This window comes from Pseudomonas sp. PARCl1, from assembly GCF_947311875.1.
GTDB lineage: Bacteria > Pseudomonadota > Gammaproteobacteria > Pseudomonadales > Pseudomonadaceae > Aquipseudomonas > Aquipseudomonas juntendi.
The window spans coordinates 196,182-221,560 of the sequence record NZ_CAMZMX010000001.1; the positions used below are offsets into that span (position 1 = coordinate 196,182).

General features: G+C 62.5%; 21 protein-coding genes and 1 pseudogene. 19 read left to right on the forward strand and 3 right to left on the reverse strand.

The window, feature by feature from the left end; genetic code table 11:
* The first annotated feature begins 217 nt into the window (after nt 1-217).
* From QME24_RS00925 to QME24_RS00955, 7 genes are all read left to right on the forward strand, one after another.
* Nucleotides 218-1,576 carry a glutamine synthetase family protein gene (locus tag QME24_RS00925; protein ID WP_009681719.1) on the forward strand — a complete coding sequence of 453 codons (1,359 nt, stop codon included), beginning with the start codon at nt 218-220 and terminating at the stop codon, nt 1,574-1,576.
* 48 nt (nt 1,577-1,624) lie between these two features.
* A complete protein-coding gene (locus QME24_RS00930; protein WP_054905163.1) occupies nt 1,625-2,986 on the forward strand; it encodes an aspartate aminotransferase family protein in 1,362 nt (453 codons plus the stop codon).
* A gap of 169 nt (nt 2,987-3,155) precedes the next feature.
* Nucleotides 3,156-4,253 (forward strand): polyamine ABC transporter substrate-binding protein, encoded by a 1,098-nt coding sequence (locus QME24_RS00935; protein ID WP_009681717.1) that lies wholly within the window; start codon nt 3,156-3,158, stop codon nt 4,251-4,253.
* Nucleotides 4,254-4,412: 159 nt separating this feature from the next.
* Nucleotides 4,413-5,507, forward strand: a complete 1,095-nt coding sequence (locus QME24_RS00940; RefSeq protein ID WP_009681716.1) for a polyamine ABC transporter substrate-binding protein — start codon at nt 4,413-4,415, stop codon at nt 5,505-5,507.
* Nucleotides 5,508-5,578: 71 nt separating this feature from the next.
* Nucleotides 5,579-6,721, forward strand: coding sequence for a polyamine ABC transporter ATP-binding protein (potA, locus tag QME24_RS00945; protein WP_009681715.1), 1,143 nt, complete (start codon nt 5,579-5,581; stop codon nt 6,719-6,721).
* Nucleotides 6,718-7,638, forward strand: a complete 921-nt coding sequence (locus QME24_RS00950) for an ABC transporter permease subunit (protein ID WP_009681714.1) — start codon at nt 6,718-6,720, stop codon at nt 7,636-7,638. The genes potA and QME24_RS00950 overlap by 4 nt, the downstream gene beginning before the upstream one ends.
* Nucleotides 7,635-8,528 (forward strand): ABC transporter permease subunit, encoded by an 894-nt coding sequence (locus QME24_RS00955; protein WP_054905162.1) that lies wholly within the window; start codon nt 7,635-7,637, stop codon nt 8,526-8,528. The genes QME24_RS00950 and QME24_RS00955 overlap by 4 nt, the downstream gene beginning before the upstream one ends.
* Nucleotides 8,529-8,633: 105 nt before the next feature.
* Here the strand turns inward: QME24_RS00955 and QME24_RS00960 are convergent.
* Nucleotides 8,634-9,088 (reverse strand): annotated as a pseudogene (locus tag QME24_RS00960) (transposase).
* Nucleotides 9,089-9,402: 314 nt separating this feature from the next.
* Between QME24_RS00960 and QME24_RS00965 the strand changes: the two are divergent.
* From QME24_RS00965 to QME24_RS01015, 11 genes are all read left to right on the forward strand, one after another.
* A complete protein-coding gene (locus tag QME24_RS00965; RefSeq protein ID WP_054905161.1) occupies nt 9,403-10,491 on the forward strand; it encodes an efflux RND transporter periplasmic adaptor subunit in 1,089 nt (362 codons plus the stop codon).
* Nucleotides 10,488-11,555, forward strand: a complete 1,068-nt coding sequence (locus tag QME24_RS00970; protein WP_054905160.1) for an efflux RND transporter periplasmic adaptor subunit — start codon at nt 10,488-10,490, stop codon at nt 11,553-11,555. The genes QME24_RS00965 and QME24_RS00970 overlap by 4 nt, the downstream gene beginning before the upstream one ends.
* Nucleotides 11,552-14,605, forward strand: a complete 3,054-nt coding sequence (locus tag QME24_RS00975) for an efflux RND transporter permease subunit (RefSeq protein WP_054905159.1) — start codon at nt 11,552-11,554, stop codon at nt 14,603-14,605. The genes QME24_RS00970 and QME24_RS00975 overlap by 4 nt, the downstream gene beginning before the upstream one ends.
* Before the next feature lie 244 nt (nt 14,606-14,849).
* Complete coding sequence (oscA, locus tag QME24_RS00980) at nt 14,850-15,032, forward strand: sulfur starvation response protein OscA (RefSeq protein WP_009683706.1); 183 nt, start codon at nt 14,850-14,852, stop codon at nt 15,030-15,032.
* A 47-nt stretch (nt 15,033-15,079) separates the two neighbouring features.
* On the forward strand, nt 15,080-16,087 hold the full coding sequence (locus QME24_RS00985) for a sulfate ABC transporter substrate-binding protein (RefSeq protein ID WP_054905158.1): 1,008 nt from the start codon (nt 15,080-15,082) through the stop codon (nt 16,085-16,087).
* Nucleotides 16,088-16,259: 172 nt separating this feature from the next.
* Complete coding sequence (cysT, locus tag QME24_RS00990) at nt 16,260-17,078, forward strand: sulfate ABC transporter permease subunit CysT (RefSeq protein WP_009683704.1); 819 nt, start codon at nt 16,260-16,262, stop codon at nt 17,076-17,078.
* Nucleotides 17,079-17,089: 11 nt separating this feature from the next.
* A complete protein-coding gene (gene cysW / locus QME24_RS00995) occupies nt 17,090-17,962 on the forward strand; it encodes a sulfate ABC transporter permease subunit CysW (protein ID WP_009683703.1) in 873 nt (290 codons plus the stop codon).
* Between the two features lie 3 nt (nt 17,963-17,965).
* Nucleotides 17,966-18,955: a sulfate ABC transporter ATP-binding protein gene (locus tag QME24_RS01000; RefSeq protein ID WP_054905157.1), complete on the forward strand. Its 990-nt coding sequence runs from the start codon at nt 17,966-17,968 to the stop codon at nt 18,953-18,955.
* A gap of 201 nt (nt 18,956-19,156) precedes the next feature.
* Nucleotides 19,157-19,738: an alpha/beta hydrolase gene (locus QME24_RS01005; protein WP_054905156.1), complete on the forward strand. Its 582-nt coding sequence runs from the start codon at nt 19,157-19,159 to the stop codon at nt 19,736-19,738.
* Between the two features lie 49 nt (nt 19,739-19,787).
* A complete protein-coding gene (locus QME24_RS01010) occupies nt 19,788-20,630 on the forward strand; it encodes a sigma 54-interacting transcriptional regulator (protein ID WP_054881744.1) in 843 nt (280 codons plus the stop codon).
* A gap of 161 nt (nt 20,631-20,791) precedes the next feature.
* On the forward strand, nt 20,792-21,577 hold the full coding sequence (locus tag QME24_RS01015; protein WP_054905155.1) for a MetQ/NlpA family ABC transporter substrate-binding protein: 786 nt from the start codon (nt 20,792-20,794) through the stop codon (nt 21,575-21,577).
* A 162-nt stretch (nt 21,578-21,739) separates the two neighbouring features.
* Here the strand turns inward: QME24_RS01015 and QME24_RS01020 are convergent, their stop codons facing one another.
* The gene (locus tag QME24_RS01020; RefSeq protein WP_054905154.1) at nt 21,740-24,103 is read right to left on the reverse strand and encodes a penicillin acylase family protein; all 2,364 of its coding nucleotides are present in this window, start codon (nt 24,101-24,103) and stop codon (nt 21,740-21,742) included.
* Between the two features lie 85 nt (nt 24,104-24,188).
* On the opposite strand from QME24_RS01020, the gene QME24_RS01025 reads away from it, so the two are divergent.
* A complete protein-coding gene (locus QME24_RS01025) occupies nt 24,189-24,755 on the forward strand; it encodes a sugar O-acetyltransferase (RefSeq protein ID WP_054905153.1) in 567 nt (188 codons plus the stop codon).
* On the opposite strand, the gene QME24_RS01030 is transcribed toward QME24_RS01025, so the two are convergent.
* Nucleotides 24,734-25,303 carry a DUF6436 domain-containing protein gene (locus QME24_RS01030; RefSeq protein WP_054905152.1) on the reverse strand — a complete coding sequence of 190 codons (570 nt, stop codon included), beginning with the start codon at nt 25,301-25,303 and terminating at the stop codon, nt 24,734-24,736. The two genes, QME24_RS01025 and QME24_RS01030, sit on opposite strands and share 22 nt — an antisense overlap.
* Between the last annotated feature and the right edge of the window lie 76 nt (nt 25,304-25,379).

The following is a 25,379-nucleotide window of genomic DNA, read 5'->3' on the forward strand; positions in this document are numbered from 1 at the left end:
GTTGCTGCCGCCCTGGCCGCAATAATTGACGTTTGGCGTTCCCGGACCTGCCCTCGCAGCGGCTTGCCGCCCTTCGTTTCATCTTCCTGCCTTTTGAACTCATTTCGGACACAGCTGATTTCAGTGTATCCACTGTGGCTCTGCGCGGGGGTTTTTGCTTTAGCAATCTTCTCCATCCAGAATCAAGTCGCGGACCACCTTACCTCCTGAGGTATTTATGAGTAACAACCTCGACCAGCTCACCGATTGGTTGAAAGAGCACAAGATCACCGAAGTCGAATGCATGATCAGTGACCTGACCGGCATCACGCGCGGCAAGATTTCGCCTACCAACAAATTCATTGCCGAAAAGGGCATGCGCCTGCCCGAGAGCGTGCTGCTGCAGACCGTGACCGGCGACTACGTCGACGACGACATCTATTACGAATTGCTCGACCCGGCCGACATCGACATGATCTGCCGCCCTGACGAAAACGCCGTGTTCCTCGTGCCGTGGGCCATCGAGCCCACCGCGCAGGTGATCCACGACACCTACGACAAGAAGGGCAACCCGGTCGAACTGTCGCCGCGCAACGTGCTGAAAAAAGTGCTCAAGCTCTACGCCGACAAAGGCTGGCAGCCGATCGTCGCGCCGGAAATGGAGTTTTACCTCACCAAGCGCAGTGAAGACCCGGACTTCCCGCTGCAGCCGCCGGTAGGCCGTTCCGGTCGCCCGGAAACCGGCCGACAGTCGTTCTCGATCGAAGCGGCGAACGAATTCGACCCGTTGTTCGAAGACGTGTACGACTGGTGCGAGCTGCAGCAACTGGACCTCGACACGCTGATCCACGAAGACGGCACGGCGCAGATGGAAATCAACTTCCGTCATGGCGACGCCCTGCACCTGGCTGACCAGATCCTGGTGTTCAAGCGCACCATGCGCGAAGCAGCGCTCAAGCACAACGTGGCGGCCACCTTCATGGCCAAGCCGATGACCGGCGAGCCGGGCAGTGCCATGCACCTGCACCAGAGCGTGGTCGACGTGGCCACGGGCAAGAACATCTTCAGCAATGCAGATGGCAGCATGAGCGAACTGTTCCTGCACCACATTGGCGGCTTGCAGAAGTTCATCCCCGAGGCGCTGCCGCTGTTCGCCCCCAACGTCAATTCCTTCCGCCGCTTCCTGCCCGACACATCGGCGCCGGTCAACGTGGAGTGGGGCGAAGAAAACCGCACCGTCGGTTTGCGTGTACCGGATGCCGGCCCGCAGAGCCGCCGGGTCGAGAACCGCCTGCCGGGCGCTGACGCCAACCCCTACCTGGCCATCGCCGCCAGCCTGCTGTGTGGCTACATCGGCATGGTCGAAGGTATCGAAGCCAGTGCGCCGGTGCAGGGCCGTGGTTACGAACGGCGCAACCTGCGCCTGCCGCTGACCATCGAAGATGCCCTGGAGCGCATGGAGAACAGCCGTGCGCTGGTGCAGTACCTGGGCAAGAAATTCATTACCGGCTATGTCGCCACCAAGCGCGCCGAGCACGAGAACTTCAAACGTGTAATCAGCTCCTGGGAGCGTGAGTTCCTGCTGTTTGCTGTCTGATCAACCCTGGCGCCGCAGGTGCGCGGCGGCCGAACTACGGAGAAGCCCATGAGCGTCAACAACCCGCAAACCCGTGAATGGCAAGCCCTGAGCGGGGAGCATCACCTGGCACCTTTCAGTGACTACAAGCAGCTGAAAGAGAAGGGGCCACGCATCATCACCAAGGCCCAGGGTGTGCATTTGTGGGACAGCGAGGGGCACAAGATTCTCGATGGCATGGCCGGCCTGTGGTGCGTGGCCGTTGGCTATGGCCGCGAAGAGCTGGTGCAGGCGGCAGAGAAGCAGATGCGTGAACTGCCGTACTACAACCTGTTCTTCCAGACCGCCCACCCGCCGGCGCTGGAGCTGGCCAAGGCGATCACCGAGGTGGCGCCGCAAGGCATGACCCATGTGTTCTTCACCGGCTCCGGCTCCGAAGGCAACGACACGGTGCTGCGTATGGTCCGCCATTACTGGGCGCTGCAGGGCAAGCCGCAGAAGCAGACCATCATCAGCCGCATCAACGGTTACCACGGTTCGACCGTCGCCGGCGCGAGCCTGGGTGGCATGAGCGGCATGCACGAGCAGGGTGGCCTGCCGATTCCGGGCATCGTGCACATCCCGCAGCCGTACTGGTTCGGCGAAGGCGGCGACATGACGGCGGACGAATTCGGGGTGTGGGCTGCCGAACAGCTGGAGCAGAAAATTCTGGAGGTCGGCGAGGACAACGTTGCTGCGTTCATCGCCGAGCCCATCCAGGGGGCCGGCGGCGTGATCATCCCGCCTGAGACCTACTGGCCGAAGGTGAAGGAGATTCTGGCCCGTTACGACATCCTGTTCGTCGCCGACGAAGTGATCTGCGGTTTTGGCCGGACCGGCGAGTGGTTCGGTTCCGACTACTACGGGCTGCAGCCCGACCTGATGACCATCGCCAAGGGCCTGACCTCCGGGTACATCCCCATGGGCGGGGTGATCGTGCGGGACACCGTGGCCAAGGTCATCAGCGAAGGGGGTGAGTTCAACCACGGTTTCACCTATTCGGGCCACCCGGTGGCCGCCGCCGTAGGCCTGGAAAACCTGCGCATCCTGCGCGACGAGCACATCGTCGAGAAGGCGCGCACGGAAGCGGCACCGTATTTGCAAAAGCGTTTGCGTGAGCTGCAGGACCACCCGCTGGTGGGCGAGGTACGCGGCCTGGGCCTGCTCGGCGCGATCGAGCTGGTCAAGGACAAGGCCACCCGCAGCCGTTACGAAGGCAAGGGTGTGGGCATGATCTGCCGCAACTTCTGTTTCGAAAACGGCCTGATCATGCGCGCTGTGGGTGACACCATGATCATCGCGCCGCCGCTGGTGATCAGCCATGCAGAGATTGATGAGCTGGTAGAAAAGGCGCGCAAATGCCTGGACCTGACACTCGAAGCGATTCGGTGAGCGTTTGCTAGGCTAGCGAAGTGACATTAAGTCGTTACCAGGCCCTGCTTTCCTTGATACAGGGCCCGGTAACTTGCCAGACTAGCGACTGTTTCAGTCGCCGCACGCTCTGCACCGTGGGTTCTGGCAGCTGAACGGAAGGCTAAACAAAAATTCTGGAGCATTACGCATGAAGAAAATGGGCAAGACGTTGCTGGCCGCCGCCCTGATGGGCGCCATGGCCTCCGCTGTTCAGGCTGAAGACAAGGTGTTGAACGTCTACAACTGGTCGGACTACATCGCTCCGGACACCATCGCCAAGTTCGAGAAACAGACAGGCATCAAGGTCAAGTACGACGTCTTCGACAGCAACGAAACCCTCGAGGCCAAGCTGCTGGCCGGCAAGTCGGGCTACGACATCGTGGTGCCGTCCAACAACTTCCTGGCCAAGCAGATCAAGGCTGGTGTGTACGAAGAGCTGGACCGCTCCAAGCTGCCGAACTGGAAAAACCTCGACCCCGACCTGCTCAAGGCCGTGGGCGATGCCAGTGACAAGGGCAACAAGCACGCCTTCCCGTACATGTGGGGCTCGATCGGCATCGGCTACAACCCGGAGAAGGTCAAGGCCGCGCTGGGTGTGGACAAAATCGACTCGTGGGACGTGGTGTTCAAGCCAGAGAACATCGCCAAGCTCAAAAGCTGCGGCGTAAGCTTCCTCGACGCGCCGACCGAAATGCTGCCGGCCGCGCTGCACTACCTGGGCCTGCCGACCGACAGCACCAAGAAAGATGACCTGAAGGCCGCTGAGGACCTGTTCCTCAAGATCCGCCCTTCGATCACCTACTTCCACTCGTCCAAGTACATTGGCGACATGGCCAACGGCAACATCTGCGTGGCCGTTGGCTACTCGGGTGACCTGGAGCAGTCCAAGGCCCGTGCCCATGAAGCCGGCGACAAGGTCAAAGTGGACTACGTGATTCCGAAAGAAGGCGCCGGTACTTTCTACGACATGGTCGCCATCCCCAAGGATGCCGAGCATAAGGACGCTGCCTACCAGTTCATGAACTTCCTGATGCAGCCGGAAATCATGGCTGAAATCACCAACGCCGTGCGCTTCCCGAACGGTAACCAGGCCGCGACCCCGTTGGTCGACAAAGACATCACCAGCGACCCGAGCATCTACCCGCCTGCCGACGTGAAGAAAAAGCTGTACGCGATCGCCGCGCCTGATGCTTCGGTACAGCGTGTGATCACCCGCAGCTGGACCAAGATCAAATCGGGCAAATAAGCCCGATGGCAGTACCTCCGGGCCGGTAAATGCCGGCCCAGAGGCTTTGAAAGGCAATTGTTCATTGCGGCATCGAAGCTGCGAAGGTAAGTTGCGCGCCGGTTTTGCGTGTGCGGCAGCATTGTCGCTACCCAGGCACTGATTGTGAGGACCACCCACTTGTCTATTTCTGTATTCCGCAAGGCCTTGCTGGCCGGCGCGGGCCTGACGCTGGCATGCAGCGTCCAAGCGGCGCCAACGGTGCACTTCTATAACTGGTCCGACTACATCGGCCCGACCACACTCGCGGACTTCGAGAAAGCCACGGGCATCAAGCCCGTGCAGGATGTATTCGACTCCAACGAAACCCTGGAAGGCAAGCTGCTGGCCGGTAATACCGGCTACGACGTGGTCGTGCCGTCCAACCATTTCCTCGGCAAGCAGATCAAGGCGGGCGCGTTCCAGAAGCTCGACAAGAGCCTGCTGCCCAACTATTCGAACCTCGACCCGGCGCTGATGAAGCGCCTGGAAAAGAACGACCCGGGCAACCAGTACGCGGTGCCCTACCTGTGGGGCACCAACGGCATCGGCTACAACGTCGACAAGGTGAAAGCCGCCCTGGGCGTGGACACCATCGACTCGTGGGCCGTGCTGTTCGAGCCCGAGAACATGAAGAAGCTGTCCAAGTGCGGGGTAGCCTTCCTCGACTCGGCGGACGAAATGCTCCCGGCGGTGCTCAACTACATGGGCCTGAACCCCAACAGTACCAACCCCAAGGATTACGCCAAGGCCGAACAGAAGCTGCTGGCCGTGCGCCCTTACGTGACCTACTTCCATTCGTCCAAGTACATCACCGACCTGGCCAATGGCGACATCTGCGTCGCGGCGGGCTTCTCGGGTGATGTGTTCCAGGCCAAGGCCCGCGCTGAAGAAGCGAAGAAGGGCGTGAACCTGGCTTACGCCATTCCCAAGGAAGGCGGCAACCTCTGGTTCGATGTACTGGCGATTCCCAAGGACGCCAAGAACGTCAAAGAGGCGCATGCCTTCATCAACTATTTGCTGAAACCTGAGGTTATCGCCCAGGTCAGTGATTACGTCGGTTACGCCAACCCGAACCCCAAGGCTGGCGACCTGATGGACCAGGCCGTGAGGACTGACGCCGCGGTTTACCCACCGCAGGAAGTGCTGGACAAGATGTTCGTCAATTCAGAGTTGCCACCCAAGGTGCAACGGCTGATGACCCGCAGCTGGACCAAGGTCAAGTCGGGCAAGTAACAATCCAGACCCGCGCCGGCGCCTGCCAGGCAGGCCGCGCGGGCACAAAAATCTTGTTGGGAGTTTCACTCATGGCAGTTGCCTCCGGTGCCTATAAAAAAGCCCTCGAGGGTGGCCAGCAACCCAAGCAGGTGCTGGTCAAGATCGACCGGGTCACGAAAAAATTCGACGAAACCGTAGCCGTGGACGATGTGTCCCTGGAAATCCGCAAGGGCGAGATCTTCGCCCTGCTCGGTGGCTCCGGTTCCGGCAAGTCCACCTTGCTGCGCATGCTGGCAGGCTTCGAACGCCCGACCGAAGGGCGGATCTACCTCGATGGCGTCGACATCACCGACATGCCGCCGTACGAGCGGCCGATCAACATGATGTTCCAGTCGTACGCCTTGTTCCCGCACATGAGCGTGGCGCAGAACATCGCTTTCGGCCTGCAGCAGGACAAAATGCCCAAGGCCGAGATCGACGCCCGCGTGGCCGAGATGCTGAAGCTGGTGCACATGACCCAGTACGCCAAGCGCAAGCCGCACCAGCTGTCTGGCGGCCAGCGCCAGCGCGTGGCCCTGGCCCGCTCGCTGGCCAAGCGCCCGAAGCTGCTGCTGCTTGACGAGCCAATGGGCGCGCTGGACAAGAAACTGCGCTCGCAGATGCAGCTGGAACTGGTCGAGATCATCGAGCGCGTGGGGGTGACCTGCGTGATGGTGACCCACGACCAGGAAGAGGCCATGACCATGGCCCAGCGCATCGCCATCATGCACCTGGGCTGGATTGCCCAGATCGGTTCGCCGGTCGATATCTACGAAACGCCCACCAGCCGCCTGGTGTGCGAGTTCATCGGCAACGTCAACCTGTTCGAAGGCGATGTGGTCGATGACGCCGAGGGCTACGCGATCATTGCCAGCCCGGAACTGGAGCGCAAGATCTACGTTGGCCACGGCATCACCACCTCGGTGGAAGACAAGCACATCACCTATGCCCTGCGCCCGGAGAAACTGCTGGTGACCACCAAGCAGCCGGAGTTCGAGCACAACTGGTCGCGTGGCAAGGTGCACGATATCGCCTACCTGGGTGGCCACTCGGTGTTCTACGTCGAGCTACCCAGCGGCAAGGTGGTCCAGTCGTTCGTCGCCAACGCCGAGCGCCAAGGCGCGCGGCCGACCTGGGGCGATGAAGTGTATGTGTGGTGGGAAGACGACAGCGGCGTGGTACTGCGGTCATGAAACTGCGCAAGCTCAAGCGAGCCTTCCAGCGCATAACCCCGGAGGGGCGGCACCTGGTGATCGGCGTGCCGTTCATCTGGCTGTTCCTGTTCTTCATGCTGCCGTTCTTCATCGTGCTGAAGATCAGCTTCGCCGAAGCCGACGTGGCGATCCCGCCGTACACCGAGATCTACACCTACGTCGAAGACAAGATCCAGCTGGTCCTGAACCTGGCCAACTACGGCTTGCTGACCGAGGATGAGCTGTATATTTCCGCCTACCTGGGTTCGCTGAAGATGGCGTTCTTCAGCACCCTGCTGTGCCTGCTGATCGGCTACCCGATGGCCTACGCCATTGCCAACGCCAAGAAGGAAACGCAGACGGTCCTGCTGTTGCTGATCATGATGCCGACCTGGACGGCGATCCTGATCCGCGTCTACGCCTGGATGGGCATTCTCAGCAACAACGGGCTGCTCAATGGCTTCCTGATGTGGACGGGGCTGATCGACCAGCCGTTGCAGATCCTCAACACCAACCTGGCGGTGTACATCGGCGTGGTCTATTCGTACCTGCCGTTCATGATCCTGCCGCTGTTCGCCAACCTGGTAAAGCACGACCCGTCGCTGCTGGAGGCCGCTTCGGACCTGGGTTCGAGTACCTTCAACAGCTTCTGGAAGATCACCGTGCCGCTGTCGAAGAACGGCATCATCGCTGGCTGCATGCTGGTGTTCATCCCGGTGGTGGGCGAGTTCGTCATCCCCGAGCTGCTCGGCGGCCCTGAAACCCTGATGATCGGCAAGGTGCTGTGGCAAGAGTTCTTCAACAACCGTGACTGGCCGGTGGCCTCTGCCCTGGCGGTAGTGATGCTGGCGATCCTGATCGTGCCCATCCTGCTGTTCAACCGTAGCCAGGCCAAAGAGATGGAGGGCCGCGCATGAAACGCTTCAGTTTCTCCAAGCTGATGCTGGTGCTGGGCTTGCTGTTCATCTACCTGCCGATGCTGATCCTGGTGATCTACTCGTTCAACGCCTCCAAGCTGGTGACGGTGTGGGGCGGCTGGTCGGTGAAGTGGTATGTCGGCCTGCTCGACAACACCCAACTGATGGGTTCGGTGATGCGCTCGCTGGAAATTGCCTGCTACACGGCGGTGGCAGCGGTGGCGCTGGGTACCCTGGCCGCGTTCGTGCTGACCCGCGTCACCCGCTTCAAGGGCCGCACGCTGTTCGGCGGCCTGGTCACCGCACCGTTGGTAATGCCCGAGGTGATCACCGGCCTGTCGCTGTTGCTGCTGTTCGTGGCCATGGCGCAAATGATCGGCTGGCCGCAGGAGCGCGGCATCGTCACCATCTGGATCGCCCATACCACGTTCTGCGCCGCGTATGTGGCGGTGGTGGTGTCGGCGCGCCTGCGTGAGCTGGACTTGTCGATCGAGGAAGCGGCGATGGACCTGGGTGCCAAGCCTTGGAAGGTGTTCTTCCTGATCACCATCCCGATGATCGCGCCATCGCTGGCGGCGGGGGGCATGATGTCGTTCGCGCTGTCGCTGGACGACCTGGTATTGGCCAGCTTCGTTTCCGGGCCTGGCTCGACCACCTTGCCGATGGAAGTGTTCTCGGCGGTGCGCCTGGGTGTGAAGCCCGAGATCAACGCCGTGGCCAGCCTGATTCTGCTGTCGGTGTCGCTGGTGACCTTCTTTGTCTGGTTCTTCAGCCGCCGTGCCGAAGAGAACCGCCGCCGGGCGATTCAGCAGGCGATCGAAGAGGGTGCAGCAGCGAACGCTTCACAGCCGCAGGTCAAGCGCCCGACGCAAGTGGCGGCTTCGGCCTGATCCGGCCTTTTCGCGGGCACGCCCGCTCCCACAGGTACAGCGCAGGCCTTGAGACTGCGCTGTACCTGTAGGAGCGGGCAAGCCCGCCAAGGCCCCAGCACCGATTCAAAGCCATACCGCATCCCAGTGTGGATAATCCCTGACACTCCGGACCAAGCCTGCCCTCAAGGGATTGGCAACGATGTACCGGGCCACATGCACCACATTCTCTTCCCGCCGCAGTGCATGGTCGTGGTACCCCGGTTGCCATATCGGCTTGTGCCTGACACCTGCCTTGCGCAAGGCAATGGCTGTGCGGGATTTGAACTTGCGCATCAGTGTCGCCAATGCCACTTCCTTCAGTTCGATCAACCAATGCAGATGGTCCGGCATCACTACCCAGGCCAATGACCGGCAGTCCTCGATGCCATCGGATACCCGCAGGTGTCTGACCACCAGGCGAGCGTGGACGAAGTCATTGAACAGTGGCCGCCGCAGGTGTGTTTTGGTGGTCAGCATGTAAAGCTGCCTGGCTCGGAAAAGCGCCCACGGCGCAGCAGATGGGATTCGGCTAACGGCATTGTGATCTTCCTTGAAGTTGAACCTCCCTTTGAAAGTAGTGGCTGAAGCGGGGTGGCCGGGTGGTTGGTGGTTTCCGGATATAACTGAAGCACGTGCTTGGCTGTGCCGGCCCTTTCGCGGGCTTGCCCGCTCCCACAGGAAAAGCGCAGGCCCTGAGACTTGCGCTTACCCGGTGGGAGCGGGCGTGCCCGCGAAGAGGCCGGCGCAAGCGCCGAAACTGCCGAACTGACCCCCGTCAGTGATGTTTATCGAACCCTGAACTACGCTGACAGTCGCATCCCACAAACCATTTGTGCGCAAGCAAGGAGCCTGCATGACGTTGATACGTCCGCTGTCGGTCGTTTGCCTGGGGCTGCTGTGCATGCTCGCCGGGTGTAGCAAGGAAGAGGTGCCTGAAACATTGCCGCGGGTGGGCGTGCAGCAGGTTCAACCCACCGATTTCGCCGCCAGGGTCACCCTGACCGGCGATGTACAGGCGCGGGTGCAGACGGACCTGTCGTTCCGTGTGGGGGGCAAGATCATTTCGCGCAGCGTCGATGTGGGTGACCACGTCAAGGCCAACCAGGTGCTCGCACGCCTGGACCCGAAAGACCTGCAGAACAACGTGAATTCGGCCAAGGCCGAGGTGTTTGCCGCGCAGGCGCGGGTCACCCAGACCCGCGCGGCCTTCGTGCGCCAGCAAAAACTGCTGCCCAAGGGCTACACCAGCAAAAGCGAATACGATGCCGCCGAAGCGGCGCTGCGCAGCAACCAGAGCGCGCTCAAGGCGGCCCAGGCGCAACTGGCCAGTGCCAATGAACAACTCGGCTACACCGCGCTGGTCTCCGACGCCGCCGGGGTGATCACCGCGCGGCAGGCCGAAGTAGGCCAGGTGGTGCAGGCGACCATGCCGATCTTCAGCCTGGCCGTCGATGGCGACCGCGATGCCGTGTTCAATGTGTACGAATCCTTGCTGGTGGCACCGCCCGGCAACGCCGAAATACTCGTCCGCCTGCTGGACGACCCCAAGGTCCAGGCGCGCGGCGTGATCCGCGAAATCACGCCCACCGTGTCGGCGCAAAGCGGCACGGTACAGGTCAAGGTGGCCCTGAAGGATGTACCCGCCGAAATGCAGCTGGGCGCGCCGGTGACGGCCAGCACCAGTACCGTGGGGCGGCCGAGCATCGAGCTGCCGTGGTCGGCCTTGACCAAGGCCCTGCACGCACCTGCCGTGTGGGTAGTGGGTGAGGGTGACAAGGTCGAACTGCGCAAGGTCGAAGTCGGCCGCTACCTGACTGGCAAGGTGGTCATCGCCAGCGGCTTGCAGGCGGGCGAAACCGTGGTGGTCAACGGCAGCCAGCTGTTGCACCCCGGCATGCAGGTGGAGAAGGTGGATGCCAAACGCCCAGGGGGTGAGCTATGACACGGCTGCTGCTGATACTGTCAGCCGGCATGCTGCTGGCTGCCTGCGAGGGTGACGAGCAAGCCCCAGAGCCGATCCGGCCGGTGCTGTCGGTGAAGGTCGAGCCGCAGGTGCAGACGCAACTGGGCCGCTTCGCTGGCAATATCGAGGCACGCTTCGAGAGCACCTTGGGCTTCCGCGTAGCCGGGCGCATTGCCCGGCGTTGGCTGGACGTGGGAGCCCAGGTCAAGCCGGGCGATACCTTGGCCACCCTCGACCCCACCGACCAGCAGAACCAACTGCGTGCCGCCGAAGGCGACCTGGCCAGGGTGCAGGCGCAATGGATCAATGCCCAGGCCGATGCCCGTCGCCAGCAACAGCTGTACGACCGTGGGGTGGGTGCCCAGGCGCAGCTGGATGTCGCCCAGACCAACCTGAAAACCACCAGCGCGACGCTGGAGCAGGCGCGCGCCTCTGTCAGCCAGGCCCGTGACCAGCTCGGCTACAGCACACTGCGTAGCGACCATGCAGCGGTCATCACGGCCTGGCAGGCCGAGGCCGGGCAGACGGTCACCGCCGGGCAGGCCGTGGTGACCCTGGCCCGGCCTGATGTGAAGGAGGCGGTGATCGACTTGCCGATCAGCCTGGCAGAGCAACTGGACAAAGGGCTGACCTTCACCGTCGCTTCGCAACTCGACCCGACCATCAACACCACCGCTACCCTGCGCGAGCTGGAGCCGCAGGCCGACCCCACGACCCGTACCCGCCGTGCGCGCCTGACCTTGGCAAACACCCCGGCAGCCTTCCACCTGGGCACCGCGGTCAGTGTGACGCTGACCTCGCAAGTGTCGCCGCGCAGCGAGCTGCCCTTGAGTGCCTTGCTCGAACGCGACGGCAAGACCCAGGTGTGGGTCATCGACACCCGGCAGAAAACGGTCGGCACCCGTGACGTGACCCTGATCGACCGTACTTCCGACAGCATCGTCGTGGCCTCTGGCGTGCAGCCTGGTGAACGTGTGGTGACTGCGGGCGTGAACAGCCTCAAGCCTGGCCAGAAGGTCGCTTTCGACGAGGATGCGCAATGAAAGGAAGCTTCAACCTGTCCGACTGGGCACTCAAGCATCAATCGTTCGTCTGGTACCTGATGTTCGTTGCCCTGTTGATGGGGATTTTTTCCTACTTCAACCTGGGCCGTGAAGAAGACCCGTCGTTCACCATCAAGACCATGGTCATCCAGACCCGATGGCCCGGTGCGACCCAGGACGAGACCCTGTACCAGGTCACCGACCGTATCGAGAAAAAGCTCGAAGAACTCGACTCGCTCGACTACACCAAGAGCTACACCCGGCCGGGCGAATCCACGGTCTACGTGTACCTGCGTGATACCACCAAGGCCGAGGATATCCCGCAAATCTGGTATCAGGTGCGCAAGAAGATCCAGGACATCCGTGGCCAGTTCCCTGCTGGCATCCAGGGGCCTGGGTTCAACGACGAGTTCGGCGATGTGTTCGGTTCGATCTATGCCTTCACCGCCGACGGCCTTACCCTGCGCCAGCTGCGTGACTATGTGGAGCAGGCCCGTGCAGAAGTGCGCGATGTACCCAATATCGGCAAGATCGAGTTCATCGGCACCCAGGATGAAGTGCTGTACCTGAACTTCTCCACCCGCAAGCTGGCCGCCCTGGGCATTGACCAGCGCCAGGTGATGCAGGCCCTGCAAGCGCAGAACGCGGTCACCCCGGCGGGGGTGATAGAGGCCGGACCAGAGCGCATCTCGGTGCGAACCTCCGGGCAGTTTGCCTCGGAAAAGGACCTGCAAACCGTCAACCTGAAGATCAATGACCGCTTCTTCCGCCTGGCCGATATCGCCGCTATCGAGCGCGGTTATGTCGACCCGCCTTCACCGATGTTCCGCTACAACGGCCAGACCGCCATTGGTCTGGCCATTGGCATGAAGGCCGGCGGCAACGTGCAGGCGTTCGGCGCCGCACTGAAAAAACGCATGGACCAGGTAACCCAGGACCTGCCGATAGGCGTTGGCGTGCATACCGTGTCGGACCAGGCCGTGGTCGTCAAGAAGGCGGTTGGCGGCTTCACCAGTGCGTTGTTCGAAGCGGTGGTGATCGTGCTGGCGGTAAGCTTTGTCAGCCTAGGCATGCGCGCGGGGCTGGTGGTGGCCTGCTCGATACCCTTGGTGCTGGCGATGGTGTTCGTGTTCATGGAATACAGCGGTATCACCATGCAGCGGATTTCGCTGGGCGCGCTGATCATTGCCCTGGGCTTGCTGGTGGACGATGCGATGATCACCGTGGAGGTCATGGTCACCCGGCTGGAAATGGGCGACAGCAAGGAGCAGGCGGCCACGTTCGCCTACACCTCCACGGCCTTCCCGATGCTTACCGGTACCCTGGTCACGGTGGCCGGCTTCGTGCCGATCGGCCTTAACGCCAGTTCTGCAGGCGAGTACACCTTCACCCTGTTCGCGGTAATCGCCGTGGCCTTGCTGGTGTCCTGGGTGGTGGCGGTGTTCTTCGCCCCGGTGCTGGGGGTGCACATCCTGAGCAGCAGCAAGGTCAAGGCTCACGAAGCCAAGCCTGGGCGCGTGGCCAGGGCGTTCGAGGGTGGGCTGCTGTGGTGCATGCGCCATCGCTGGCTGACCATCATCGGTACCATCCTGCTGTTTGCCCTGGCGCTGTTCAGCATGCGCTTCGTGCAGAACCAGTTCTTCCCCGCGTCGGACCGCCCGGAGATCCTGGTCGACCTGAACCTGCCGCAGAACGCTTCGATCGAGGAGACGCGCAAGGTGGTCGACCGCTTCGAAGCGCGCCTGAAGGACGACCCGGACCTGGTGCACTGGAGCACCTACATCGGCCAGGGCGCCGTGCGGTTCTACCTGCCGCTCGACCAGCAGTTGCAAAACCCGTATTACGCCCAGCTGGTGATTGTCAGCAAGGGCCTGGAAGAGCGCCAGGGCATGATCGAGCGTTTGCAGAAAATCCTGCGTGAAGAGTTCGTCGGCATCGGCACCAACGTGCAATCGCTGGAAATGGGCCCGCCGGTGGGGCGGCCGATCCAGTACCGGGTCAGCGGCACCAGTATCGACGAGGTGCGCAAGCACGCCATCGACCTGGCGACCTTGCTCAACCAGAACCGCAACATAGGCGAGATGATCTACGACTGGAACGAGCCTGGCAAAGTACTGCGCGTGGACATTGCCCAGGACAAGGCGCGCCAGCTGGGGCTGTCGTCGGAAGATGTGGCCAACGTGATGAACAGCATCGTCAGCGGTGTGCAGATCACCCAGGTCAACGACAGCATCTACCTGATCGACGTGGTCGCGCGTGCCGAGGACAGCGAGCGTGGTTCGCCCGATACCCTGCAGAACCTGCAGATCCTGACCTCCAACGGCACCTCGATTCCGCTGCTGTCGTTTGCCACCGTGCGCTACGAGCTGGAGCAGCCGCTGGTATGGCGGCGTGACCGCAAGCCAACCATCACCATCAAGGCCTCGGTCAACGGCGACATTCAACCCACCGACCTGGTGGCGCAACTGAAGCCGAAAATCGACGAGTTCGCCAGCAAACTGCCGGTAGGCTACGAAGTGGCCACGGGCGGTACCGTGGAGGAGAGTGGCAAGGCCCAAGGGCCGATCGCCAAGGTCATCCCGCTGATGCTGTTCCTCATGGCCACGTTCCTGATGATCCAGCTGCACAGCGTGCAGAAGCTGTTCCTGGTAATCAGCGTGGCGCCACTGGGGCTGATCGGCGTGGTGCTGGCGCTGGTGCCTACCGGTACGCCGATGGGCTTCGTGGCGATTCTCGGCATCCTGGCGCTGGTCGGTATCATCATCCGCAACTCGGTGATTCTGGTTACCCAGATCGATGAGTTCGAGGCGCAGGGCTATGCCCCTTGGGACGCGGTGGTGGAGGCCACCAACCACCGTCGCCGGCCGATCCTGCTGACGGCAGCCGCAGCGAGCCTGGGCATGATCCCGATTGCACGTGAAGTGTTCTGGGGGCCGATGGCCTACGCCATGATTGGCGGCATCATCAGTGCAACGCTGCTGACGCTGCTGTTCCTGCCGGCCTTGTACGTGGCCTGGTACAAAATCCGCGAGCCACAGAAGCAAAACTGAAGGCTCAAGGCTCTATCGCCGGCAAGCCAGCTCCCACAGGGGCCTCACAAAACTGAGAGGCAGTGACACGCCTGTGGGAGCCGGCTTGCCGGCGATAGGGCCCTCGAACCAGAAAAATAAAACGGTTATATAAAAATTCTTAAATAGTATTTTTAAGAATAAAAGCCCCTCGCTACTATTGCCCTCAAGCCAGGCAATACCCCTTCAAATCCCCGCCCGGCATCTCACGCCAAGGAGAACGAGCATGAGTGCACCGCTGCGTAATATCGATGGTCAGGACGAAGCCAGCCTTTTGCGGGAGATCCAGAACGCCCTGCGCGACCTGCGCTTTGGCGCGGTGGAGATCACGGTGCATAACGCCCAGGTCGTGCAGATCGAGCGCAAGGAGAAGTTCCGTCTGCAACAGCCGGGAAACAAGGCCGGCTGAGCCCACACCCTTTCAAAACTAGAACAAGTGCCATCGGGAGCTTCACCATGTCCATCCGCCGTTATGCGCTCGCCGCCCTGGCCAGTGCCGTTTTTGCCGGTTCCGCCATCGCCAAGGATTACGAACTGCTGAACGTGTCATACGACCCCACCCGTGAGCTGTACCAGCAATACAACGCCGAGTTCATCCAGCATTGGCAGCAGGCGCACCCGGGCGACACGGTGAAGATCCAGCAATCCCACGGTGGCTCGGGCAAGCAGGGCCGGGCGGTGATCGACGGCCTGCGCGCTGACGTGGTGACCCTGGCGCTGGCCGGTGATATCGACGAAATCGCCAAGCTGGGCAAGAGCTTGCCGGAGAACTGGCAAAGCCGCCTGCCGGACGCCAGCACCCCCTATACCTCGACCATCGTGTTCCTGGTGCGCAAGGGCAACCCGAAAGGCATCAAGGACTGGGGCGACCTGATCAAGAACGACGTGTCGGTGATTACCCCCAACCCGAAAACATCTGGCGGCGCACGCTGGAACTTCCTTGCCGCCTGGGCTTACGGCCTGAAGGCCGGCGGCAGTGAAGACAAGGCCAAGGCCTACGTGCAGGAACTGTTCAAGCACGTACCGGTGCTGGATACCGGCGCGCGCGGCTCTACCATCACCTTCGTCAACAATGGCCAGGGCGATGTGTTGTTGGCCTGGGAAAACGAAGCGTTCCTGGCACTGAAGGAAGACGGCGGTGCCGACAAGTTCGAGATCGTCGTGCCGTCGCTGTCGATTCTTGCCGAGCCGCCGGTGGCGGTGGTGGACAAGAACGCCGAGAAGAAAGGCAATACCGAGATTGCCACCGAATACCTCAAACACCTGTACAGCCCAGCCGGGCAAAAAATTGCCGCCGAGAACTTCTACCGCCCGCGTGATGAAAAGGTCGCGGCCGAGTTTGGCAAGCAGTTCCCGAAACTGGACCTGGTGACCATCGACAAGGACTTTGGTGGCTGGAAGACTGCACAACCGAAATTCTTCAATGATGGCGGTGTGTTCGACCAGATCTATCAGGCACAGTAACGGCGACGCGGTCTCTGTGGGAGCGGGCGTGCCCGCGAAGAATCCAGCGCGGTGGCCGGCACCGGCTACGCCGGTGTTCGCGGGCATGCCCGCTCCCACAAGGACCTCGCTTCAAAAGCCTGTACCGGCCCCGGATCGATACTGGGCCGAGTGCATTCAACCAGGGATATTTATGTCACGCCGCATTTCCCCCGTCATACCCGGCTTCGGGCTGACGCTGGGCTACACCTTGGTGTACCTCAGCCTGATCGTGCTGATACCGCTGGCGGCCATGTTCATCCATGCCTCGCAGCTGACCTTCGAGCAGTTCTGGAACATCATCAGTGCGCCGCGGGTAATCGCCGCGCTCAAACTGAGTTTCGGCACTGCCCTGTTCGCGGCCATCATCAATGGTGTGATTGGCACCCTGCTGGCCTGGGTGCTGGTGCGCTACACCTTCCCGGGGCGTAAGGTCATCGATGCGATGATCGACCTGCCGTTCGCCCTGCCCACGGCCGTTGCCGGTATTGCCCTGACCGCGCTTTACGCCCCCCAGGGCTGGGTCGGTCAGTTCGCCACCGACCTGGGCTTCAAGATCGCCTACACCCCACTGGGCATCACCCTGGCGCTGACGTTCGTCACCCTGCCGTTCGTGGTCCGCACCGTGCAGCCGGTTCTGGCCGACATCCCGCGTGAAGTGGAAGAGGCTGCGGCCTGCCTGGGTGCCAAGCCGCTGCAGGTGTTCCGCCACATCCTGGCGCCGGCCCTGCTGCCCGCCTGGCTGACCGGCTTTGCCCTGGCCTTCGCCCGTGGCGTGGGCGAGTACGGTTCGGTGATTTTCATTGCTGGCAACATGCCAATGAAGACCGAGATCCTGCCGCTGCTGATCATGGTCAAGCTCGACCAGTACGACTACACCGGGGCCACCGCCATTGGCGTGCTGATGCTGGTGGTTTCCTTCATCCTGCTGCTGCTGATCAACCTGCTGCAGCGCCGTATCGAAACCCCTTGAAGGAGGCCGGCATGTCCAGTTCATCCCTGAGTGCAAGCGCGGCCGCCAACGCCGCCCGCCGTGGCAGCGCCACTTCGCGGCGTATCCTGATCGGCCTTGGTTGGCTGGTGTTCGTGCTGTTTTTGCTGCTGCCCCTGGTCATTGTGGTATCGCAGGCGCTGAAGAACGGTTTTGGCACCTTCTTCGAGGCGATCCTCGAACCCGACGCCTTGTCGGCGCTGAAACTGACCCTGCTCGCCGTGGCCATCTCGGTGCCGCTGAACCTGGTGTTCGGGGTAAGCGCCGCCTGGTGCGTGAGCAAGTACACCTTCCGCGGCAAGAGCATCCTGGTCACCCTGATCGACTTGCCGTTCTCGGTGTCGCCGGTGATCGCCGGCCTGGTCTACGTGCTGATGTTCGGCGCGCAGGGCCTGTTCGGGCCGTGGCTGCAAGACCACGATATCCAGATCGTCTTCGCCCTGCCGGGCATCGTCCTGGCGACCATTTTCGTCACCGTACCGTTCGTGGCCCGTGAGCTGATCCCGCTGATGCAGGAGCAGGGCACGCAAGAGGAGGAGGCCGCGCGGCTGCTCGGCGCCAACGGCTGGCAGATGTTCTGGCACGTGACCCTGCCGAACATCAAGTGGGGGCTGATCTACGGCGTGGTGCTGTGTACTGCGCGGGCCATGGGCGAGTTTGGCGCGGTGTCGGTGGTGTCCGGCCACATTCGTGGCGTGACCAACACCCTGCCGCTGCACGTGGAAATTCTCTACAACGAGTACAACCACGTCGCAGCCTTCAGCGTGGCCAGCCTGTTGCTGATCCTGGCGCTCTTCATCCTGCTGCTCAAGCAGTGGAGCGAGAACCGTATTAACCGCCTGCGCCACGGCGCCGCGGAGGAATGACTCATGTCGATCGAAGTTCGTAACGTCAGCAAGCGCTTCAACAGCTTCCAGGCCCTGGACAACATCACCCTGGACATCAACAGCGGCGAGCTGGTGGCCTTGCTCGGCCCGTCCGGCTGCGGCAAGACCACCCTGCTGCGCATCATCGCCGGCCTGGAAACCCCGGACCAGGGCAACATCGTGTTCCATGGCGAGGACGTGTCGGGCCGCGACGTGCGCGACCGCAACGTGGGGTTCGTGTTCCAGCACTATGCACTGTTCCGCCACATGAGCGTGTTCGACAACGTGGCGTTCGGCCTGCGCATGAAGCCCAAAGGCGAGCGCCCCAGCGAAAGCAGGATCGCCGAGAAAGTGCATGAGCTGCTGAACATGGTGCAACTGGACTGGTTGTCCGACCGCTACCCTGAGCAGTTGTCGGGTGGCCAGCGCCAGCGCATCGCCCTGGCCCGGGCATTGGCGGTGGAGCCCAAGGTGCTGCTGCTGGATGAGCCGTTCGGTGCGCTGGATGCCAAGGTGCGCAAAGAGCTGCGCCGCTGGCTGGCGCGGCTGCACGAGGACATCAACCTGACCTCGGTATTCGTCACCCACGACCAGGAAGAAGCCATGGAGGTGGCAGACCGCATCGTGGTGATGAACAAAGGCGTGATCGAGCAGATCGGTTCGCCGGGCGAGGTGTATGAGCAACCGGCCAACGATTTCGTCTACCACTTCCTCGGTGACTCCAACCGCCTGGCGTTGAGCGAAGGGCACCATGTGCTGTTCCGGCCGCACGAGGTGTCTTTGTCGCGCCATGAAACCGAAGGCCACCATGCGGCCGAAGTGCGCGACATTCGGCCGTTGGGCGCGACTACCCGGGTGACCCTGAAGGTGGAAGGGCAGAGCGAGTTGATCGAAGCCGAAGTGGTCAAGGACCACGATAGCCTGACCGGCCTGGCGCGTGGGGAGACGCTGTTCTTCCGGCCGAAGGTTTGGGAGAAGGTGGCGGATATCTGAGTCGCGGTGGCTGATGCAAAGCCCGGGGTTGGTCCCGGGCTTTTTTGTACCTGTGAGATTGCCGCGGCTGCTTTGCAGCCCACCGCAACGCAACGCCAATACTGGTATTTTGGTTATTAATAAATAGCTTCTTATTCCTTTACGAATATAACCCCGTCTTTATACTGGCCTCCAAGCACGCAAACTTACTGGAGGCGTCCCATGCGCAATGAGTCGATTCGATACCTGATTGTGCCGGGCTGGCAAGGATCGCCAGACAACCACTGGCAAAGCCACTGGCAGCGCACCCTGCCCAACAGCGCGCGGGTCGAGCAGCATGACTGGTTGACCCCGCAACGCCAGGACTGGGTGCAGGCGCTGGAACAGGCGATTGCCGCCGAGCCCTCGCCAGTCATCCTGATCGCCCATAGCCTAGGCTGCATCACCGTCGCCCATTGGGCCGCGCAGGCCAGCCCGGCGTTGCTGCGGCGGGTGAGGGGGGCGTTGCTGGTGGCGCCTGCGGACGTCGAGCGGCCCGCCTGTGCGTCGGCCCTGCGCAACTTTGCGCCGATTCCGCTCGGGGTGTTGCCATTTCCCAGCCAGGTTGTCAGCTCGGACAACGACCCTGCCGTGAGCGTGCCGCGGGCGTTATACCTGGCCCAGGCCTGGGGTGCCGAAGCGGGGTTGCTGAGCAACGCCGGGCACATCAACGTCAAGTCCGGGCATGAGCGCTGGGAACAAGGCTTCGCCTACTTGTATCGCTTGCAAAGCCGGGTCGAGCAGCGCGCACTGCGCCGCGCCTGATTGGCCCCTGTACGCCCGGCCACCTCAGGCCTGGGGCGGGAGTTTCTTCATGACTTTTCAAAACCCGTTTGGCCAGCCGCTGCTGACCTTTCCTGAACTGGACAAAAGCCCCTTGAGCATCCGTGCCAAGGCATTGGTGTTCATCGACCCACGCTCGCAGCGGCTGCGCGATGAGCTTGAGCTCCTGGCGCCGCAACCCTTGCCGGTGCTGATTCGTGGCGAGACCGGTACCGGCAAGGAGCTGCTGGCGCGGCAAATCCACCGTACCAGCGACCGTAGCGGGCTGTTCGTGTCGGTCAACTGCGCGGCCATCAGCCCGACCTATGCCGACGCCGAGTTGTTCGGCTATAGCGCTGGCAGCCATGGCGGTACGGCCAGCAGCCGCGCCGGCTGGTTTGGCTCGGCCAACGGCGGCACGCTTTACCTGGACGAAATCGCCGACTTGCCGCTGGCCATCCAGGGCAAGCTGCTGGCAGCGCTGGAGAACCGTGAGGTGATGCGTGTTGGGGCGCAACAGCCACAGCCGGTGGATGTACGGCTGGTAGCCGCCAGCAGTATCGACTTGGCTCGGGTGGTGCGTGCCGGTCGCTTCCACGAGCGGCTCTACCACTACCTGCATGAAGGCGCGCTGGAGCTGCCGCCCTTGCGCGAGCGGCCAGGCGATATCCTGCCGTTGGCCGAGTATTTCGTGGGTATCTACAGTGCCCGGCTGCAGCGCCCGGTGCCCCTGGTGAGCGAGGCCGCGCAGCAGGTGCTGGAAGCCCACCCGTGGCCGGGCAATACCCGCGAGCTGGAGAATGTCATTCACTTTGCCCTGCTGGTAAATGATAGCGACGAGCTGTTGCCCCATGACCTCGACCTGCCAAGACCCCTGGCTAGCCATGGCTCATAAGCAAAACCCGTAGTGACTGTATTTTTTGGAATAACTAGCGAAATAAAAGATATTGTTACGGAATAAAAATTCTAGGTATTGTCCGCTTCACGCCCACTGGTGAAGCGGTTGGGCAGCCGATTCGCCATCGCCGATGGCCCAGATTCAGAATAAGGACCACCATGAAGAAGACCCTGCTGACCACCGCCCTGGCCGCCGCCCTCGCGTTTTCCGGCCTGGCCGCCGCTGCCGAGAAACTGGTGGTTGCCGCTACCCCGGTACCGCACGCCGAAATCCTCGAGCTGATCAAGCCTACCCTGGCCAAAGAAGGGGTGGACTTGCAGATCAAGGTCTTCACCGACTACGTGCAGCCGAACGTGCAGGTGGACCAGAAGCGCCTGGACGCCAACTACTTCCAGACGCTGCCTTACCTGAAGAGCTTCAACGAAGGCAAGGGCACCCACCTGGTAACCGTGGTGGGCGTGCACGTCGAGCCGTTCGGTGGCTATTCGAAGAAGGTCAAGAGCCTGAGCGAGCTGAAAGAGGGCGCCACCGTTGCCATTCCGAACGAAGGGAGCAACAGCGGGCGTGCTCTGATCCTGCTGCAGAAGGCCGGCCTGATCACCCTGAAGGACCCGAAGAACGCCCTGGCCACCCCCAAGGACATTGCCGAGAACCCGAAGAACCTGAAGTTCCGCGAGCTTGAGTCGGCCATGCTGCCACGCGTGCTGGACCAGGTGGACCTGGACATGATCAACACCAACTACGCCCTCGAAGCCGGCTTGAACCCGGCCAAGGATGCGCTGGTGATCGAAGGTGCCGACTCGCCGTACGTGAACTTCCTGGTCGCGCGCCCGGACAACAAGGACAGTGATGCCATGCAGAAACTGGCCAAGGCCCTGACCAGCCCGCAAGTGAAGGAATTCATCGCCAAGAAGTACCAGGGCGCCGTACTGCCGGCGTTCTGATCCGCCAGCAGTCAACGAAAAAACGCCGACCCCCATGTGTCGGCGTTTTTGCTTCCGGCCGCAGCGCCCCTACCAAAGCGCCATCTTGTAGGAGCGGCCTTGTGTCGCGATGGGCTGCAAAGCAGCCCCGGCAATCTCAAAGCGACATACCAACCAGAGCAATCACTGCGCCGGCACCAGCCTGAGCGTGCTCTGCGCCGGAATCACCCCCATCTGCGCCTTCTGATACCGCCCTTGCACATACCCCTCGGCCTGGTCTGCGTAATGCCGGTCGAAGGGCACGCCACTCTGCCCTACCGGGTTGCTGGTCAGCGCCTGCCCGGCATCGGCAAAGTCGATCAGCCGCCGCGTCGAGGGGCCGTAGGTGACCGGCCATGGCGCCGGGCCGATTTTCGCCGACAGGTTGTTCGGTACTTCATGTGTACCGGGGGCGGCGAATGGCCCAACGTTGAACAGCAGGTTCAGCGGCTTTTTCACCCCCAGGGGGTGGTTGTGGGTCAAGGTATGGGCCTTGCCCCACTGCCAGCGCGACGGGTCGTCGCCCAGGGTGTCGCGCAGGTGCTTCAGGCTGTTGTGCCATGCCGTACGCACCACTTGGGTCCTGTCGGTGCGCTGGCTGCCACCCCGGGTATTCCACCAGGGCGAATCGGCATCCGCCGCCAGCCGTGGCAAGGCCGCGTCGATGGCGCGGGTACTGATCAGTACCGGGAACCAGGTATCGCCCAGTTCATCATGCAGGGCCGAGTAGGCCAGCTCGTAAAGGAACTGGTTGAACAGGGTGGCGCTGGTCGAGTCCAGCGGGTAATCGCCCGCCCAGGCGGCCAGTTGTTCCACCAGTTCCTTTTCCTCATCACCTTCGGCTATGGCGCGCAGGGTCGCCAGCAGCGGGGCCAGCGTGCGCGGGCCATAGCCGCTGGTGGTGTCCAGCTGTAGCGCCTGGCTGTTCTGGGTGTCCCACTTCACCTCAGGGTTGGCCAGCTGGCGATCGAGCTGGCGGCCACGATCGGGCAGGTTGTAGTACCCCGGTATCGGCACCGCCGCCGGTGGTTGGTAATTGGCCGAGACGATATAGCCGCGGGCCGGGTTCTCCTGCTGCGGGTTGGCGCTGAAGGGGTAGAAACCGAGCTTGTCGGCCTGGCTGCTGGCGCCGTCGAGGATGAACGCCGGGTCGACGCCGGCTGGGCGTATCGGCAACTTCGCTGCCGCCCACCAGCCGATATCACCGCGGGCGTTGGCCCAGACAAAGTTCAGCCCCGGCGCATGGACCTTGGCTGTGGCTTCGCGCATCTTGCCCAGGGAGTCGGCGCGGTTGAGCTGGTAGAAACCCTCGAGGATCGGGTTTTCGGTTTCGAGAAACGCCCACCACAGGGCTACTGGCGTGGTGCCGGCGATATTGCCCAGTACATCGTTGACGATGGGGCCATGGGGCGAGCGACGCAGGTTGAGGGTGACTGGCGCTTCACCCTTTACCGCAATCTGCTGCTGGGTGGTTTCCAGTGTGTGCCACCGGCCATCGACCATGACCTGGTTGCTGTCGGCCGGGTTGGTGCGTTCGGCGATCAGGTCGACATCATCGTTCTGGAACATGGTCAGGCTCCAGCCGAAGTCGCGGTTGTGGCCGAGCAGGGCGAACGGGTTGAGCGCCTGAAAGTAGCCGTACAGGTTGAAGCCGGGTGCCGACAGTTCGGCCTCGTACCACACCGCCGGTACTGCAAAACTGATGTGCGGGTCGCCTGCCAGCAACGGCCTGCCACTGCGTGTGCGGCTACCGGCGACGGCCCAGGCATTGCTGCCCTCGAACTGCGGAATGCCGGCATCGCCCAGTGCTTCGTGGCTGAGCCGGGCCAGGCCTTCGAGGCTGCGCCAGTCGGCCGCCGCCAGCGGTTTGCCCAGGGCCCCCTCGGGCTGCCAGCCCAGGTCGAAAATGTTCAGGTAGTCAGGGCCCAACTGGTCGCGGATGTAGGTCAGCGCCGGTTCGGTGCGAAACGCTGCGGCAAAACTGTACGCCAGGTAGCCGGCGATACTCAGGGTGTCTTCGGCGGTGAACGGGCGTGGGGTGATACCGAGCAGGTCGAACTCCACCGGCTTGGGGTGGCTGGCCTGCCAGCGGTTGACCCCGTCGAGGTAGGCTTGCAAAGCCAGGGCGGCCGGCGATTGCGGGTCCTGGCGCCTGGCCATCAGGGCGGCTTGCTCGCGTATGCGCAGGCTGCGGAACAGCGTGTCGGTGGGCAGCAGCTTGTCGCCCAGCACCTCGGCCAGTTCGCCACGTGCCAGGCGGCGCATGATCTCCATTTGAAACAGCCGGTCCTGGGCATGCACATAGCCCAGCGCACGGTACAGGTCCGCCTCGTTCTGCGCTTGCAGGTGCGGCACCCCGCGGCTGTCGTAGCGCACGCTGACCGGCGCCTGCAGGCCGGCCATCGCCACTTCGCCTTCACGCTGTGGCAGCTTGCCCTGTGCATACCAGTAACCAGCGCCAGCGGCCACGGCAACAACCACGGCCAGTAGGGTCAGGCTGCGCTTCATGCAGACTCCTTGAGCAATCTACGAAAAAAAAGGGTCCGACCTTGGGTGGATGCGCGAACGAGCACTGCCCCAGGAAGGAGTTTCCATGGCACTCAGCGAAAAACAGAAGATGCTTACCGGCCAGCTCTACCACGCTGGCTGCCCTGAATTGCAGGCCGAGCAGATCGCCAGCAAGCACTGGATGCACCGCTACAATAACAGCGTGGAACTGCTTAACGACGCCCGTCATGGCTTGCTGCGCGAGCATTTTTGCCATGTGGGCGAGGGCACCGTGATCCGCCCACCCTTCTACTGCGACTATGGCTACAACATCCGCGTCGGCCGCAACACCTTCATCAATTTCAATTGCGTGATGCTCGACGTGGTGCCGGTGTCTATCGGTGATGACTGCCAGGTCGGCCCCAATGTGCAGATCTACGCCGCCGACCACCCGCTGGACCCCGACGTGCGGCGCAGCGGGCTGGAAAGCGGGCGCCCCGTGACCATTGGCAACAATGTGTGGATCGGCGGTGCGGCGGTCATTCTGCCGGGTGTGACCATTGGCGATAACGCGGTGGTTGGTGCCGGCAGCGTGGTGACCCGGGATGTGCCGGCCGGTGCCACGGTGGTGGGTAACCCTGCACGGGTGCGTCAACCTGCCCAAGGGCAATAGCAGCCAACCGCCAGGGTATTGGAGGCACTGACCTGGCGGTCGTCGAGCAGTGCCTTGAGAATAGGTTCGATGAAGCTGTTGCTGGCATTGCAGACAGCGCCTTCGCTGTAGGGGCCGAAATAGGCCAAGTGACCTCGCCGATCCCAGATAGCCACGGCCGGCGAGGCGGGCAGGTGTTCGCTACCGGGCAGGCTGCCCAGCGGTTGCAGCCCGGTGAGGTTGGCTGGCAGCTGGCCATGGCTGCCGGGCTTTTGCAGCACGTGGAAGGCCACGCCCTGTTTGGCGAACTGGCTGACCAGGTCGCCTAGGTGTTGCTGGTTGCCGACGTTGCACGGGCAGGCCGGGTCCCAGAAGTGCACCACGCGGATCGGGCCCGGGCCGGCCAGCTCGGCGGGGAGCTGCAACTGGCTGCCGTCGAACAGCGTGGCCTGGTTGTCGAACGGGCGCAGGTAGCGGGCCTGGAAGGTGGTGTAGACCTGCCAAAGGGTGGCGGCGCAGAGCAGCAGGGCGAGGCTCATTAGGGCAGGTTTGGCGAGGCGGGTTTGCATGGATATCTGCTGGTATTTTTGTGGTGGGTTCACTGGCCCTGTCGCCCGCAAGGCAGCCCCCACAGGTTGTCAACGG